Raw genomic sequence first — 15964 nt, 5'->3', positions numbered from 1 at the left:
CTGTGTGGGTTCACAGCTCGGTTCGCCGAACATGGAGCGAACCGTATCCGGTGACGGCATACTGACATATTGTTATGTCTCATTCGCGTACTCAAGTATTCGCCCATCTCGATGTCCCCAACTCCTCCCTCTATCGCCGGATCATGAATGTCTTCATGGCCAACAAGCGGCGCTTCGTGGTGCACTTGCGGCCGGAGGACGTGGCGGAGGCTCTTCGCGGAGACGGTGGCGAACCGGTCACGCAGGACCAGGTGGACAGCGCCCTGGACAGCTTGGATAAGTGGGACAACCTGCGCGCCGACCCCGACACGGGCCGTGTCACCACGGTTGAGGATTTCTACCGCGCCCGTTACCTCTATCAGCTCAGCCGTGAGGGCGAGGCCGCCGAGCGCGCGCTGGAGGTCTTCGAGCAGGAGGTGGGACGCAGGGGCGAGCTCCAAGCGGTGGCGCTGGAGGACATCCGGGTACGGCTCCATGCGCTGTCGGCCCTGGAAGGGCAGCCGGATCCGGCGGTCGCACACAACCTGCTCTTGGAGATCATGAGCAGGCTCGACAGTCTGGCGGCCAACGCGAGCGCCTTCATCGGCGGCCTGCAGCGCACGATCGACCTGCAGGATATCGAGGAGGAGGCGTTCCTCGCCTACAAGGATCGCCTGATCGCTTATCTGGAACGGTTCGTCTCGGAGCTGGTCGTCAAGTCCTTCGACATCGCGGACAAGATCCAGAAACTCGACCAAGTCGAGGCCCTGCTCAGGCTGGCCGCAGAGCGGGAGGCAGCTGATGCGGCGCCGGATGAGGAAGACCCCGTCGGCTTGAAGCTGGCGGAGTGGCGTAACCGCTGGTCGGGCCTGCGGTCGTGGTTCGTGGGGGATCGTGCGCGTCCCTGTCAGGCCGATCTGTTGCGGACTCGGGCCCGCCAGGCGATTCCCGATCTGCTGGCCACGATCAGCGTGCTGCAGGAACGTCGTGCGGGCAGGAGCGACCGCTCGGCTGACTTCCGGGCTCTGGCGCGGTGGTTCGCTGAGTGTCTCACCGAGGCGGATGCGCATCGTCTGTGGCGGGCGGCGTTCGGGTTGGCCTCCGCGCGGCACTTGACCGTGGAGGCCGGGGAGCCGGAGGGCGCACCGTCGGCCACGAGCTGGCTTGAGGGGCCGCGAGCGGAGATTTCGGTACGGCTGCGCGCCACAGGCAGCTATTCCAGAAGAGGCGCCCCGAGCAAGGTCGTCAACCGGAGCAGGCAGCGCGCGGAACTGGCAGCGTTCGTGGCGGCAGAACGCGAGCAGACCGAGCTGGCGCGCAAACAGCTGGCGACGGGCCGGCCAGTGTTGCTGAGCGAGCTGGGGGAGCTGGACCCGGTGGAGTTCCGGCTCTTCCTGCGCCTGCTGGGGGATGGGCTGGCGGCCGGGCCGGGCGAGGTGATGGCCAGGACCTCGGATGGCAGCCTGGAAGTGCGGTTGAAGCCAGTGGACGGTCATGCGGAAGTCCGGACGGAGGACGGTGTGCTGCGAGGACCCGACCATGAGCTGACCATCATCGACCTGTCGGTGGCGCCGTATGGCGGCTGAGGTCACCGATGTGCTGGACGCACAGCGTGAGGAGGAGCGCGGCAAGGCGATTCGGGCGCTACTTCGTCATCCGCTGCTCACCCCCGAGGCACCTGACTTCCGACTCGTGCGTAAACATCAGGGCTGGTTGACGGACTGGTTCGCCCGCGAAGCCGGGTGGTCTCTGCACGCCGATACGGCTGCGGCCCGGCTGCGCAAGGTGCCGTCGCGTCACGTCGATGGCACGCGAGCCGCGCAGACCAAGGGAAAGGTGGCGTTCAGCCGCCGCCGTTACGTGCTGACCTGCCTGGCTCTGGCGGCGCTGGAGCGCGCCGACAGCCAGGTGACGCTTGGCTGGCTGGCCGAGCGGATGCTGGCCTTCGCGGGCGACCCCGACCTGATCGCCTCCGGGATGGTGTTCACGCTCGGCACCCGTGAGGAGCGCACCGATCTGGCGACCGTGGCCGGGCTGCTGATCGGTATCGGAGTGCTGAACAAGGTGGCGGGAGACGAAGCGGCCTATGTGAGCGGCTCGGGCGACGCCCTCTATGACGTGAACCGGCGGGTGTTGGCCGTCCTGCTGGCCACCCGGCGTGGACCCTCCATGGTGCAAGCCGCCGAACTGGATGAACGGCTGTCGGCGATCACTGAGGAACTGGTCCCCGACACCGAGGATGGGCGCAACCGGTTGATCCGGCACAGCCTGGTCCGGCGACTGCTGGACGATCCAGTCCTCTACTATCACGAGCTGTCCGAGGCCGAGCGAGGCTATCTGGAACGCCAGCGCGGACCGCTGCTCAAGCGCCTCACTGAGGCGACTGGCCTGGTCGCGGAGGTCCGCTCGGAGGGCATCGCCCTGCTCGACCCCACCCGTGAGGCCACTGACCTGGGCATGCCGGAGGAAGGCACTGACGGGCACGCCACCTTGCTGCTCGCCGAATATCTCGCCGATCACCTGCGCATGTATCCCGGAACGGCGGTTGAGACGGACCAGGCCAGGAACGAGATGGAACGCCTTGCCGTACGGCATCGTACGTTGTGGCGGAAGAATGCCTCGGTTCCGGAACTGACCGCGGGCGCTATCTACCGGCTGGCGTCGCTCGGGCTCATCCGGCTCCAGGCTGACGCCATTGTACCCTTGCCTGCGCTGGCCCGTTTCGGCTTCGCCGACCCGGTGATCACCGGGAAGAAAGCCGACGATTCCGCGATCACCGAATCGAAGGACGCATGACTCTCCCGATCGCCGCGACGAACCGCTGGCAGCCGCTGCGCACCGGTCTGGTGGACCTGTTCTATTACGACGAGCAGGAGTTCTGGTTCCGGGACGGGCGCATCCTGTTCCGCGGCAACAACGGCACAGGCAAGTCCAAGGTGCTGGCGTTGACGCTGCCGTTCCTGCTGGACGGCGAACTGACACCGAGCAGGGTGGAACCCGACGGCGACCCCGGCAAGAAGATGGAGTGGAACCTCTTGCTGGGCGACCGGTACGAGGAGCGGCTCGGCTACACCTGGCTTGAGTTCGGCCGGGTCACCGAGGACGGCGAACGCGCGTACCTGACCGTGGGGTGCGGGCTGAAGGCGGTCAAGGGCAAGGGCATCGCCGATCGCTGGTTCTTCGTCACCTCGCAGCGGATCGGTCAGGAGCTGTCGCTGATCGGCAAGAGCGGCACCGCGCTGACCCGCGACCGGCTGACCGAGGCCGTCGGCCTGTCCGGTCAGGTCGTCCAGCAGTCCTCCGGCTACCGCAGGCTGCTGGACGAGCACCTGTTCCACCTAGGGACGGAACGGTACGAGGCGCTGATCAACCTGCTCATCCAGCTCCGCCAGCCGCAGTTGTCCAAACGCCCGGACGAGAAGAAGCTGTCGCAGGCGCTCTCCCAGGCACTCGCTCCGCTCGACCAGGCGCTCATCTCCGATGTCGCCGCCGCCTTCCACGATCTGGAGCAGCAGCGTGAGGAACTGGTCGGGCTCAAGGACACCCGGGAGCACGTGCGCCGGTTCATGACGCGCTACCAACGCTATGCCTCAGTGGCCGCACGCAGGCAAGCCGGACAGGTACGGCTCGCGCACTCCGCCTACGAGCAGGGGCAACGCGACCTGAACACGGTGGCCGAACTGATCGCGGACGCCGCCCGGCGAGAGAGCGAAGCCGCCGCCTCCACGGAGAGCGCCCAGACCGAGCTGGCCGAGCAGAATGCCGTCAAGGAGGAGCTCGCCGGCGACAGCCGGATCAAGGACCTGGACGCCGCCGAGCGGTACGCCGACGAAGCCGATCAGGCCGTCACCGCCGCGGTGGAGTCGGTGGAGGCCGCCGAGAGCAAGGTGGCAGAGCGGACCACCCGGCACGCCGAAGCCGAGCAGGCCGCGGACGAGAGCGAGCGGGCGCTGGCCGGATGCCGTGATCGCGCGATGCCTCTGGCCGAGCAGACCGGGCTCGCAGCGGAGCACGAGCGACTGCTGGAGGCCGGTGAGCCGATCGAGGCTGCCCTGAGGTCGAGGGCCGAAGCCGTCGACCACGTCGCCGCTCTCGCCCAGACGGCGGCGGAGCGCGAGCGCGACCTGGTCGCCGCCCGCACCCTGCTCGCCAAGCGCGAGTCCCAGCGCGACGCGGCCGCCGACCGGCTGGCCACCGCCCGCGACGGGCTGGCCTCCGCCATCGCCGATCACGTGACCGCCTGGCGCCGGTATGGTCTGGGGCTTCGGGAGCTGAGCCTGCCCGATCCCGAGGAGTACGGCCTGGCCGACTGGGCCGAGAGCCTGACCGGGCCGCACCCCGGCGAGGCGGCGCTGCGCGAGGCCGGACGCCGCAGGGGGCAAGAACTCGCGCACGCGCTGGCTGCCGCGACCATGGCTTTGGACACCCGCCGCGCCGATCACGATGATCTAGTGGCCGAGCGTGACCGGTTGTCCGCGGGCGAACAGGCCATGCCACGCGTGCCGTACACCAGAGGAGACGGCGTCCGTGAGGGGCGGCCGGGCGGGCCGCTGTGGGCGCTGACTGACTTCGCCGCCGAACTCGACGCCGGCAGCCGGGCCGGGCTTGAGGCGGCGCTCGAAGCCTCCGGCCTGCTGGATGCCTGGATCACCCCGGATGGGCGGCTGCTGGACGCCGGGACCCACGATGTGATCGCGCTGCCTGGCGATCGTGCGCAGGCGCCGCTCAGCCGCGCGCTGGTCACCACCGACCCGGCGGCGCAAGCCGTCCTGGACGGCATCGGCCTGGAGGAACAACCCGGACCTTACGTCTGCGCCGATGGCCGCTGGCGGCTTGGGCCGTTGCACGGAGCGTGGGCCAAGCCGAGTGCCGAATACATCGGAGCCACGGCTCGCGAGGAAGCCAGACAGCGCCGCCTGGCTGAGCTGGAAGTGCTGATCGGCCAGGCTGCCGATCAGGTGCGGCAGGCCGAGGCGACGGCTGCTGCCATCGAGGCACGGCAGGAGCAAGTGAGCGCCGAAGCGGCAGGACACCCACTGGACACCGCCGTGCGGGACGCCCATACGGTGCTCGCCAGCGCGGTCGATCGCCATGCGGATGCCGTGGCCGCTGTGGAGGAACAGGAGAACGACGTCCAGTGGGCCCTGGACGACCTGGCCTCGGCGATCGGAGAACGGGACCGGGCCGCACTCGACACCCGGCTGCCCGCCGATCTCGCTGGGCTGGCGCGGGTACGCAATGCCTTGGGCGCCTACCGCCAGGTGGTCACGGAACTGCTTGCCGCCGCGCACCTGCACGCCCAGAAGCAGGCCGAGATGATCACCTGGACGGGTGAGCTGCGTGCCACGAAGCAGGAGCGGGAACGGGCCCGGCAGGTCGAGCGCGCGGCGCGGCGGCGGGCGGCCGAAGAACATGCCCGGCTGGAGACCTTGCGGGCCTCGATCGGCGCGTCGGTGGAGGAGCTCCGGGAGCGGCTCGCCGAGGTCAAGGCCCGAATCACCACACTCACCGCCGAACTCAGGCGCCTGGGCCAGGCCCACCAGGAAGCTGTCGAGCAGCGCGCCAAGGCCGAAGGACGGCAGGAGCAACTCCGGGAGAACGCCGATGGCGTGGCGCGCCGCAGAGAGGGGGCCATCGAGGCGCTTCGCCGTTTCGCCGAGACCGGGCTGCTGGAGGTGGCCTGCGAGGTGAAACAGAGCGGTTCCTGGGCGGCAGATCCCGCGGTCAGGCTCGCGCGACGCATCGAGCAGACGCTCTCGGACGTCGATGACTCCGACGACGCATGGCGCCGGGTCCAGGACGAGATCACCCGGCGCTACAGTGAACTGTCCGAGGCCCTGACCAGGCACGGCCACCACGCTGTGGCGGGCTTGTCGGACTGGTTCGTGGTGACGATCCAGTTCCAGGGCCGGGAACGGGTGCCCGCCGAACTGGCCACCCTGCTGGAGGCCGAACTGGACTACCGCGAGCGGACGCTGACCGCACGCCAGCGGGAGATCGTCGAGGAACACCTGGTCAACGACGTGGCGGCTCATCTGCAGCAGTTGATCTCCGATGCTGACGAGCAGGCCGGCCAGATGAACAAGGAGCTGAAGGAACGGCCCACCTCCACCGGCATGCTGCTGCGCATGTCCTGGGTGCCCGACAAGGATGCCCCCGCCGGACTGGCCGAGGCCCGAGCCCGACTCCTGCGCCAGGGCGCCGACCTATGGTCTCCGGCCGACCGGACGGCCGTGGCCGACTTCCTCCAGGCCCAGATCGAGGCCGAGCGCAGCAGGGACGAGCACGGCACCTGGGCCGAGCATCTGCGGCGGGCGCTGGACTATCGGAGCTGGCACACCTTCGTGATCGAGCGCTACCAGGATGGACGCTGGCGTCCCGCCACCGGGCCCGCCTCTGGTGGCGAGCGGGTGCTGACCGTCTCCCTGCCGCTGTTCGCGGCGGCCTCCTCCCACTACCGCTCCGCGCATCCGCACGCTCCCCGGCTGGTAACCCTGGACGAGGCCTTCGCCGGAGTCGACGACGACGCCCGGGCCAAGTGCCTGGGCCTGCTGACGACCTTCGACCTGGACGTGGCGATGACCAGCGAGCGGGAGTGGGGCTTCTACCGCACGGTGCCCGGCATCGCCACCCATCAACTGGTCCGGCGCGACGGCATAGACGCGGTTCACGTGACGACCTGGGAGTGGGACGGCGCCCGCGCCGAACGGGTGGAAAGGGATACCTCCGCTGCCGACGATTCAGGCCGAGCCCTGTGGTGAGCGATCCCGATCGGCTGCGCAGTACCCTCGGAGGGCCCGGACTGGCGCGCGTCGTGGCACGCCTGACAGACCGAATCGCTCACGACCGCGATCTCTACGCCCCACTGATGCTGGAAGAGGTCACGGACGAGGAGCGACGGGCAGTCGCCGGACTGCTGGGCCGCAAGGACCGTGGCGCGGCCAGCCTCACCGTGTCACCGACGGCGGTGGAGGCGACGCTACGTAGGGCTGGGATCTGCGACGACCTACTCTCTGCCGTGCTCACCCTCACCGGCCCGGTCTCGGTGCGCGCCGACGAACGGGCGCGCCACGACCACGCTCGCACGGAGTTGGTGGAGATCTTGGCCGGATGCCGTCACGCGAGCGAGCCGTGGTTCGCCGAGTGGAGCGCCAGACTGGCCGCCGACGGAACATTGACCAAGGCAGTACGGCGGGGCGGTGGGGTTGTCCGTCAGGCGCGGGTTGTCCTCGATCTGCTACCCGCCGCCAGTCCGATCCCGATCAGCGTACTGGCGGAGCGGGCCACCGGCGACACCAAGGCACTGGCCGGGACCCCCTTGGACAGGCTGGTGCTGCGGGCACTGGCAGCACGGATCAGCACGCCCGTCGAGACCACATCGGAGGGACGCCGCGCGCTGTGGGAGTCCGCCGGAGTGATCGTGGACGACCTCGCGAGCCAGGTGCTCGTCCTGGGGCTGCGCGCGACCGGTTCGGCGTTGGCCGATTGGTTGAACGCGGCGGCGGACACGGCCACGCCCTTCCGGGTCACCTTGCATCAGCTGGTGACGATGCCGCTGCTGGTGACCACGCCTCGGGTATTCGTGTGTGAGAATCCCGCAGTGCTCAGAGCTGCGGTGACCGTTCCTGGAGCGGCCCTGATCTGCACCGAAGGGATCCCGTCGCTGGCATGCCACCGGCTGGTTGCCGCCTGCGCGGGAGAGGTGTGGTGGCGTGGTGACTTCGACTGGACCGGAGTGCGGACCACTGCGGAGGCGCAGGCGAGATATGGGGCCACACCCTGGCGGATGGATATGACCACCTACCGGCACGCACTTGGCCGGGGCGAGTCCGAGGCATTGAAGGGCAGCTCGGCCGATAGTCCCTGGGCGCCCGAACTCGCGGCACACATGGCAGTCACCGCGAGAGCGGTCATGGAAGAACGACTCATCGGTGAACTTCTCGAAGACCTGGCGGAAGCTTAAAGCGCTCTACTATCGTCAGCTCATGACATGCGAGCGCATTAGGGCTTAGGTGTCTATTTGGACTGGTCCCGCCGGGGGCACTCATCTCCACCAGGCACTCCAGCCTCCGACCTGCGGTTTCTTGGCCGCAGGTCAGTTGCGTTCCGAGCCCTTGGTAGGCCGCCGACGGCACCTGTATGCAGCCGTAGGACCTTGATCACGGGACATATGCGGGATGATCTTGGCGACGCTTCCCCAAGCCAGGCCGCGCCGCTCAGGTGACGAGCCAGGCCAGCACCGTAGGAGCCGGTACCCTCTCCACCGCATGCAGTTGATCGCGCAGCGGTTAAGCCGCGAGCACTTCCTTGCCCACCGGTCACCAGCACGATCTGCAGCGGCGGGTCCCCCGCCAGAACGCGGGCTGGCGGATCAACATCTCCCGAGGCGCCTTGCGAATTGGCCACCTCGCCCACCTTCTGCCGCACCCACTGAACTAACGATCACCGAAGTTGCGCATCGAAAGGGCCATAGTTCGTCAGGCGAAGATGGCGTTCACGGCCTCGCTCATCTCGGCGAGAGGGACTTTCTCACGTTGGCGCTCGAAGGCGATCCACTCCTTGCCTTCCGCAGCGACGCCCTCCAAGACGTGTAGGGCGTTGCCGAGCCCCGCCGTGCCGAGGGTCACCTGTGACGCGCCTTGCGGATTCTTATCCTCCTTCTGGGTGACTTCTGTGGGCGGATCGGTCACCTTGACCTTGATCGGATCACCGTTGGTCAGCGTCAGCTCGAAGACGTTCTCTCCGTTGTCGGTCTCGGCCACCTGGACCGAGGTGAACGCGTCATAGCGGTAATTGGTACGTGCCCGGCTGCGGAATGTGGCCTTCTGGAAGTCGAGGTGCACCGTTAACTGCCGCACGCCGTCCTTGGTGAGTAGGAAGAGCAGGATCTTGTATTTCGAATAGCGCCATGGCCCGTCCTCAATGCGTGCCCTGCTGTAGGAGGGTGTGGCGGGCGCCTCGATAAAGGCGTGGGCGAGGACGTCCTGCCGCTTCAGCCTGTAGAAGCCCATCGCCTCCTCCATCAATGCCTTGCGGTCGCACTCCAGCCAGCGAGCCATCTCCAGATCGTCCGGCCTGTCGGCGACTTTGCGCTTCCACCGGTCGAGCGCCGCTTGACGGCCGGCCAATAGGACCTCCTTTTCCGCCTCGTCGGCGGCGTGCCGCTTGTACTCCGCGGCGATGCGCAACCAGACGCGAGCCGAGAGCCAAACTGAAGCCAGGGCGACGAATGCGGCCAGCGGCACGATGAGCGGCCTGACAGCCCAGAAAGGCATGCAAAACAAGATCATCACTGGATGGTTGCCGGAAATTCGGCTAACGTACCCCATACTCGATATTTCTGCGCTGTCATCCCGTATGTCCAACTCTGCCCGGCCCGGCATCCGACCGCGACGTTGACTCTGGGGCGCAAGGCGGCCGCTGGCCTGGCTGGCACGTAACCGGCCCAGTTCTGGGCCAGGGCTGCCCGGGCCGTGGCGGGTGTCGACCAGCCAGAGGCCGTCGCTTGTCAGGTGGTGGAACGGGTAGCCGGGACTGGTGTCGCGGGGCGGGCCGTACTCCTTGAGCAGTTTCTTGAGCTCGTTCTCCGCGGCGCTGAACGGAACGGGTCTGTTGTCGTGTCGCTAGAAATGCCCCAGGGCGTACAGGAGCAGGAGCGGCTTGTGCGGTGCCCGCTCTCCGCCTCTGGTCCAGCGCCGGATCTCGGCGACCCGCTCGATCCAGTCCACGGTCGGCCAGTGTGGGGCGATCTAATGGCCACGTCAGGACAGGTGGTCATTGACGTTCGCCCATCGCCGTAGCCGGCCGCGACCTATAGTCGCCGGGGTGAGCGATCTTCAGCCGGGCATCTACCAACATCTGATCACCCGTGAGGTTGACACCCTGCTGCGAGCCTTACCCGATCGCGAGCTGATCGACCGGCGGTCGTTGGACATCGCCGACTCCCACGAGACGCTGGCCCGGCACCTGGCCGCGCTCACACGTCGCGCGCTGCGCTCCGTACGAGGTGAAAGCGATGCGGTGCGGCTGGCCCGGCAGGTGGAGATCGTCAATAGGGTGGCCGAGCTCATCGGCGACCTGGTGCCCGAGGCCGCCTCGCCCGATGAACTCGTGGAGGCAGCCGAGGAACTGCTGGGCATCGCCCGGAGCCGGGACACGGCCGGCCAGGTACGGTTTCCCGCGCGTCCGGTCGTCCCGCTCACAGGGAGCGCGTTGCTGGTGAACGGCAGGGGGCAGCCGGAGATCGGCCATGAGCTCAAGCGCGAGCTGGCCTCGGCTGATCGAGTGGATCTGCTCTGCGCGTTCGTGAAGTGGAACGGCGTACGGGTACTGGCGGAGGCGATCGAAGAATTCCTGACGCGCGGCGGTCGGCTGAGGGTGGTGACCACCACGTACATCGGCGCCACCGACCGCCTCGCGCTGGACCGGCTGGCGGCCATGGGGGCCGAGATCCGCGTCTCCTATGACACCCGGATGACCAGGTTGCATGCCAAAGCCTGGCTGTTCCATCGGGCCAGCGGCCTGTCCACCGCCTATGTGGGCTCCTCCAACCTGTCGCGAACCGCCCTCAGCCATGGGCTCGAGTGGAACGTACGACTCGCCCAAGCCGAACAACCTCATCTGATCGACACTTTCACCGCCACGTTCGACGACTACTGGGGCGATCCTTCTTTCGAGCTCTACGATCCGGCGCAGGATGCCGAACGGCTCGACCGTGCCTTGTCCGCGGAGCGGACCGGCGGCCTGGCGGTCGTGCTTGACTTCGCGCACGTCGACGTCCGTCCGTACTCCTACCAGCGTGAGATCCTCGACGAGCTCGACGCCGAACGGCAGGTCCACGATCGGTGGCGAAATCTGGTCGTCATGGCGACCGGCACCGGCAAGACCGTGGTCGCCGCTCTGGACTACCGGCGGCTGCGTGCGGCAGGGCGGGCGGACTCGCTGCTGTTCGTCGCGCACCGGGCGGAGATCCTGCGGCAGAGCCTGCTCACCTTCCGGCAGGTGATGCGGGATGAGACGTTCGGTGAGTTGTACGTCAGCGGCTCTCGTCCGGAGCGATGGCGGCATGTGTTCGCCTCGATTCAGTCGTTGCACACCAACCCGCTGCCGGAGCCGGACAGGTTCGACGTGGTTATCGTGGACGAGTTTCATCATGCCGAGGCCTCGACGTACCGGCGCCTGCTGTCTGCGGTGCGGCCTAAGGTGCTCCTGGGGCTGACCGCGACACCGGAACGCGCCGACGGCCAGGACATCAAGCACTGGTTCGGTGGCCGGATCGCTGCCGAGCTGCGTCTGTGGGAGGCGCTGGAGCGGGGGCTCCTGGCGCCGTTCCAGTATTTCGGTGTCCACGACGGCACTGACCTGCGCCGGATTGGCTGGCGCCGGGGCCAGGGTTATGACACGGGCGAGCTCTCGAACGTCTACACGGGTAATGACCGCAGGGTCGCCGTGGTGCTGGAGACGTTGCAGGGCAAGATCGGCGATGTCGGGCGGATGCGGGCCATCGGCTTCTGCGTGAGCATCGACCACGCCCGTTTCATGGCGGACCGGTTCACCCGAGCCGGGCTTCCCTCGGTGGCTGTTACCGCGCAGAGCCCGGCGAGCGAGCGTTCCCAGGCACTCCGAGACCTGAGGGAGCGAAGGGTCAACGCGGTGTTCACCGTTGACCTCTTCAATGAGGGCGTCGACGTTCCGGAGATCGACACCGTGCTCTTCCTGCGCCCCACCGACAGCGCCACCGTCTTCCTGCAGCAGCTCGGGCGTGGACTGCGACTGGCCGACGACAAGCCGTGCCTGACCGTGCTCGACTTCGTCGGCCATCAGCACAAGCAGTTCCGCTTCGACCGGCGCTATCGGGCACTCACGGGCGCCAGCCGTACCGGAATCGCACGGGAGATCGAGCAGGGGTTTCCGACACTGCCCGCCGGCTGCGTGATCGACCTGGACCGCGATGTGTGCCGACTGGTCCTCGAGAACGTTCGGCAGGCGCTCGGCCTGAATTGGCGGGACCTGGCACGCGAGCTCCGCGACCTCGGGGACGCCCTCGGGGACGTTGATATGTCCAGGTTCCTGGAGGAGACCGGGCTGGACGTGGAAGATCTCTACCGGCGCCGTCAGGGCTGGGCCTCCCTGCGGCATGCCGCGGGTCTCGAAGCTGCGCCCCCTGACGAAGGGCTCGGGCGGGCCTTCGGCAGGATGCTGCACGTTGACGACGTCGAGCGCCTCGCCTTCCTGACCGAGGTGCTGGCCGGCCGGACTCCGCGGTCCCCGCGCGAGCTACGCCTCATGGCCATGCTGGACGCGATGTTGTGGGGTGGCAGCGAGCCTGTCTCGGGGATGGAAGCCCGGCTCACGCGGCTCACGGGGGCTCGCGCCGCGGAGCTCCTGGAGTTGGCGGACGTGCTCCGCTCGGGAATCCGTCACGTCGCCCCGCCGCTGGACCCTGTCGTGCCGTTGCACGTCCATGCCCGCTACAGCAAGAACGAGGTGCTGGCCGCCTTCGGCATCGACAGGCCAGCGCATATGCGGGAAGGGGTCAAGTACGTCCAGGAGCACCGGGCGGACCTGTTCTTCGTCACCGTCGACAAGTCCGAGGACCACTACTCCCCCACCACGCTCTACCACGATCGCGCGATCAGCGAAGAGCTGTTCCAGTGGGAGTCGCAGAGCATCCTGCGATCCTCGACCGCCACCGCTCGCCGTTACCTGACGGGTGGATCCACGGTTCATCTGCTGATCCGGAAGTCCAAGCGTGACGAAGGGCTGGGGGCTCCGCCGTACACCTACGCCGGGCCTATGCGGTACGTACGCCATGAGGGTGAACGATCTGTCCGATTCGTGTGGCGCCTGAACCACCCGCTCCCGCCCGAGGTGTTCCACTATGCCAAGGCCACCGCGGGCTGAGCCGAGACGAGGTGTCGCCGCGCCGCCGTCGGCGGTCTTCCACGGGCCAGACCCGTGATCGCGAAGGTTGACGCCGGTCCTAAGCGGTGTCTTCCCCCAGCACGCGATCGAGTCTGTGTCGCAGCTCGTTCAGGTCGTCCTGGAGGGCTTCGTACCAGGCCGGCATCTCGCGTTGAGCAGAGATGATGTGCTCATTCGTCTGCCGGCGAAGGCCTTCGATCTCTATGCCCAGAGCTGCCAGGTCTTGAGTGATCTCGGATCGGGCGTCCCTCACCTCGGCTATCATCGCGACAAAGGCGAGCACGGTGGTCTTGAGGACGCCGCCGGGACATGCTAGAGCTTGGAGTGCTTCCATACGGAGCTTCAACTCGAGGATCTCCGCCTCTATGTTCACAGGCCCCTGCCTTTGCAGTCGCGGTAGGGGAGTCCGGCCGCGGGCGACCGGTCCTCACTGTCGATGAGCACATAGTGACAGACAGTGCGCACTCGACGTGGCCTGGATGGCAGACTCGGATGTGGTTTTCTCCGTCGGCAGGCGAGTGCCGCCGCCAGGACGTCCGATCGCACCCGGTCCGCCACGTTTGTGGAGGCAGAAGCCAGCGCCGGGTGACATCCGGTAGATGGCAGCTTTAGCTCATCGGGAGTGGGCTGTGCGTCCCACAAGCCGGGCGGGATGTCATCTGGGATGTGGGTCTCGACTCCACCATCGTGGGGGGCATCAGGACGCGAGCGGCTCATGGTCCGCTCGGTCAACCGCCGTCATCGGCGTGGAGGTGGTTGCGGTCAGGATCGGACGCGCTTGGCCAGCCAATCGCCCATCGCGAGGATGAGGTCTGCCAGCAGTTTGTCAGCTCTCGCAAGATCGCGGGAACGACAGGGGCGATTGTGAGTGGGAAGCAGGTCGCTGATCTCTTTGCAGCGGAATTTGAGCTGGGTGGCGAAGTCTTCGTCGAACGGCGTCATCACGGGCGCAAGAGTGAAAATGGCCGCTGCGAATGCGACATGCGACTCGACCACTTGCTCTTCCCGGTCCCCTCGAAAGGTCCAGAAGCGTTGCTTCGCCATGGCGCACTGCACGTTGGCGGCCAGGGTCACCGTGACGTCGGACAGCCGCCTGGGCGGCAACGGCTGCTTTGGCAAGGGCTGTCCCGGCGACGAGGCGTACTTGAGGGGGCTGGCCGGCCGCGCCGCCCCGAGGCGACCCGTTAACATTACTCACTTACACGGCATCGAGATACCATCGCTGGCCCTGATCGTCGGCATTGCACTCAGACAGGAAGACCTTGCGGGCGACACCGCTCGGGTCCGTCTCGAAGTTGCTGTCCAGGCACCATTTGCTGTAGGCCGCCTGCATCAGGAACACCGACAGGTCACCGGTGTGTCTCCATATCCAGATGTTGGATACGTCAGTGCATTGCCACCAAGTCCACGTCGTGACGCGCCTGGTACTCAGGTTGTGGTGCAGGCAGCGATCGGTATTCGTTTGGTTCCAGGTCCAGTAGCTCTTGTCGTACCACCACTGCTGGTATTGGTTGGCCTCGTTACACGGCAGGGTATAGCTGTTGCCGTCTTTGTCGCCGTCCAGGCACCACTTGGTCAGTTTGTTGCGAAGCAGGTAGTGGGCCACCAGTCCGCTCGACTGGCCTGCCGACGTGACCCCCGACATGCCTTTTCCTGCCGCCGATGCGGGTGGCGCGAGCATGCCGGAAGCGACCACAGCGCAGATCAGCGTGATGGACGCCAGGCGTCGTTTCGACGAGCGACCGCCGGACGGCACCCTTGGTGCGCGAAATGCTATTTTCATTTTTATCCGTCACCTACCATGTGTAGCGCCAGCTCTGACCGAGGTCGTCGACATTGCACTCAGACAGGAAGACCTTGCGGGCGACACCGCTCGGGTCCGGCTCGTTGTTGCTGTCCAGGCACCAGTCTGTATTCCATAGCACGACCTGGAACTGGCCTGGACGCGTCCATTCGACATACCATTTGATATTGCTGATCATGTTTCCGCACCCCCAGAACCAGTGCGAAGTGGTGACCTTCCTGGTGCTTGGATTGCCGTTCAGGCACCGTTTCGTGTTGGCCTGCTTCCAATTGAAATCGGGCGACTCGGTCCAGTCCCACATCTGGTACTGATTGCCGGGACTGCACGGAAGCGCGTAGGCGTTTCCGTGGGCGTCACCGTCCAAGCACAGATTCGTCTGGACGTTGCGCAAGGGATGCCATTCGTCATCGAGTGCGGCCGACGCCGGTGCCGCGAGGACGCCCACCATGGACCCCAGCAGCATCGAGGTGACGAGAATCACGCGCCTATAGGACAGTTTCCCCCTCGCCCAAACGGGCCGACGGTAACGGTGAAAGTCGCGACCCTCCATCAATTCTCTCCGTTTCATCTCGGCCTTTCGCGTGTAGCGCCGTTCCGATGGCAGGGTGGGGTTGGACCGCCCAGGGCGATGCGGCTGCGGGCCATGTGTTCTTCTCGCTTGAGCATGTTGTTCAGAAGGAGAGGGTTGATCGCGCGCGACGTCGCGGGCTCGGAGCTCCGTAGTTGAGACTTCACGATCACCCTGCGGTGGCCTCGCGTGCTTGCCTGCGGCCTAACGTTCCAGTCACTCATCTTCGACGGCAAGTCACGAGATCCCGTGACAGGTGCCACGCTGAAACGTCGCAGGCAGCCATCGGCAAGGCATGGATGCGCGGCCGGCGGCATGCGGACGACCCGATCGGCTCACTGCCGCCCAGGATGACCGGCAGTAGGCGATCTTCTCGGTGTGGCATGACGCTCACAGGGCTGGTCGCGGCAGCGCATCGGCGATCATTGCGGTCACTGCGGTCACTGCGCTCAGTGCCGCGAGTTCGGCGTCCCAGACACGGCGTGATCGCAGGTGGGGCATGGGGACACCCACGGAGCACTCATCAACTCCTGGCCGAGCCTCTCCCACGATGGACGGCGAATTGAGCAACGAATGGTCGGGAAAATGAGTAGTCCCGCCTGCCAACTTACTGAGGCATTTTCATCCTCGCGCGAGCTGGTGATTCTGTAGGAGGGCGATGGCCTTGCACAGGTGTCCGGCCTTGCTTG

General features: G+C 66.8%; 10 protein-coding genes and 1 pseudogene. 5 read left to right on the top strand and 6 right to left on the bottom strand.

Annotation, left to right across the window (positions count from 1 at the left end; genetic code table 11):
* Positions 1-74 precede the first annotated feature (74 nt).
* The 4 genes from DQW85_RS43710 to DQW85_RS43695 all read left to right on the top strand — a co-directional run bounded on the left by DQW85_RS43710 (position 75) and on the right by DQW85_RS43695 (position 7942).
* Positions 75-1565: a TIGR02677 family protein gene (locus tag DQW85_RS43710; protein WP_113705622.1), complete on the top strand. Its 1491-nt coding sequence runs from the start codon at positions 75-77 to the stop codon at positions 1563-1565.
* Positions 1555-2775, top strand: a complete 1221-nt coding sequence (locus tag DQW85_RS43705) for a TIGR02678 family protein (RefSeq protein ID WP_205315835.1) — start codon at positions 1555-1557, stop codon at positions 2773-2775. Before DQW85_RS43710 ends, DQW85_RS43705 begins: the two co-directional genes overlap by 11 nt.
* Positions 2772-6740, top strand: coding sequence for a TIGR02680 family protein (locus tag DQW85_RS43700; RefSeq protein WP_113705621.1), 3969 nt, complete (start codon positions 2772-2774; stop codon positions 6738-6740). Before DQW85_RS43705 ends, DQW85_RS43700 begins: the two co-directional genes overlap by 4 nt.
* Before the next feature lie 107 nt (positions 6741-6847).
* Positions 6848-7942, top strand: a complete 1095-nt coding sequence (locus DQW85_RS43695) for a TIGR02679 family protein (RefSeq protein ID WP_240197806.1) — start codon at positions 6848-6850, stop codon at positions 7940-7942.
* 514 nt (positions 7943-8456) lie between these two features.
* Here DQW85_RS43695 and DQW85_RS45400 read toward each other — a convergent pair.
* Together DQW85_RS45400 and DQW85_RS48485 are read right to left on the bottom strand one after the other, a co-directional pair.
* Positions 8457-9254, bottom strand: a complete 798-nt coding sequence (locus tag DQW85_RS45400; protein WP_162795880.1) for a hypothetical protein — start codon at positions 9252-9254, stop codon at positions 8457-8459.
* Positions 9255-9371: 117 nt separating this feature from the next.
* Positions 9372-9707: pseudogene (locus DQW85_RS48485) on the bottom strand (phosphorothioated DNA-binding restriction endonuclease family protein); the annotation flags it as partial.
* Between the two features lie 97 nt (positions 9708-9804).
* Between DQW85_RS48485 and DQW85_RS43685 the strand changes: the two are divergent.
* Positions 9805-12882, top strand: a complete 3078-nt coding sequence (locus tag DQW85_RS43685) for a DEAD/DEAH box helicase (RefSeq protein ID WP_113705620.1) — start codon at positions 9805-9807, stop codon at positions 12880-12882.
* Between the two features lie 79 nt (positions 12883-12961).
* On the opposite strand, the gene DQW85_RS43680 is transcribed toward DQW85_RS43685, so the two are convergent.
* The 4 genes from DQW85_RS43680 to DQW85_RS43665 form a co-directional block, all read right to left on the bottom strand.
* Entirely contained in the window at positions 12962-13276 is a 315-nt protein-coding gene (locus DQW85_RS43680) for a hypothetical protein (protein ID WP_113705619.1), read from the bottom strand.
* A gap of 389 nt (positions 13277-13665) precedes the next feature.
* The gene (locus DQW85_RS43675) at positions 13666-13977 is read right to left on the bottom strand and encodes a hypothetical protein (RefSeq protein ID WP_162795883.1); all 312 of its coding nucleotides are present in this window, start codon (positions 13975-13977) and stop codon (positions 13666-13668) included.
* Positions 13978-14101: 124 nt separating this feature from the next.
* Positions 14102-14659 carry an RICIN domain-containing protein gene (locus tag DQW85_RS43670; protein WP_162795882.1) on the bottom strand — a complete coding sequence of 186 codons (558 nt, stop codon included), beginning with the start codon at positions 14657-14659 and terminating at the stop codon, positions 14102-14104.
* Between the two features lie 40 nt (positions 14660-14699).
* On the bottom strand, positions 14700-15188 hold the full coding sequence (locus DQW85_RS43665; protein ID WP_162795881.1) for an RICIN domain-containing protein: 489 nt from the start codon (positions 15186-15188) through the stop codon (positions 14700-14702).
* Between the last annotated feature and the right edge of the window lie 776 nt (positions 15189-15964).

The sequence above is a fragment of the Nonomuraea lactucae genome, assembly GCF_003313395.1.
GTDB classification, from domain to species: Bacteria; Actinomycetota; Actinomycetes; order Streptosporangiales; family Streptosporangiaceae; genus Nonomuraea; species Nonomuraea lactucae.
The sequence above is the reverse complement of the archived record's forward strand: the minus strand, read 5'-3'. Positions and strand labels throughout refer to the sequence as shown.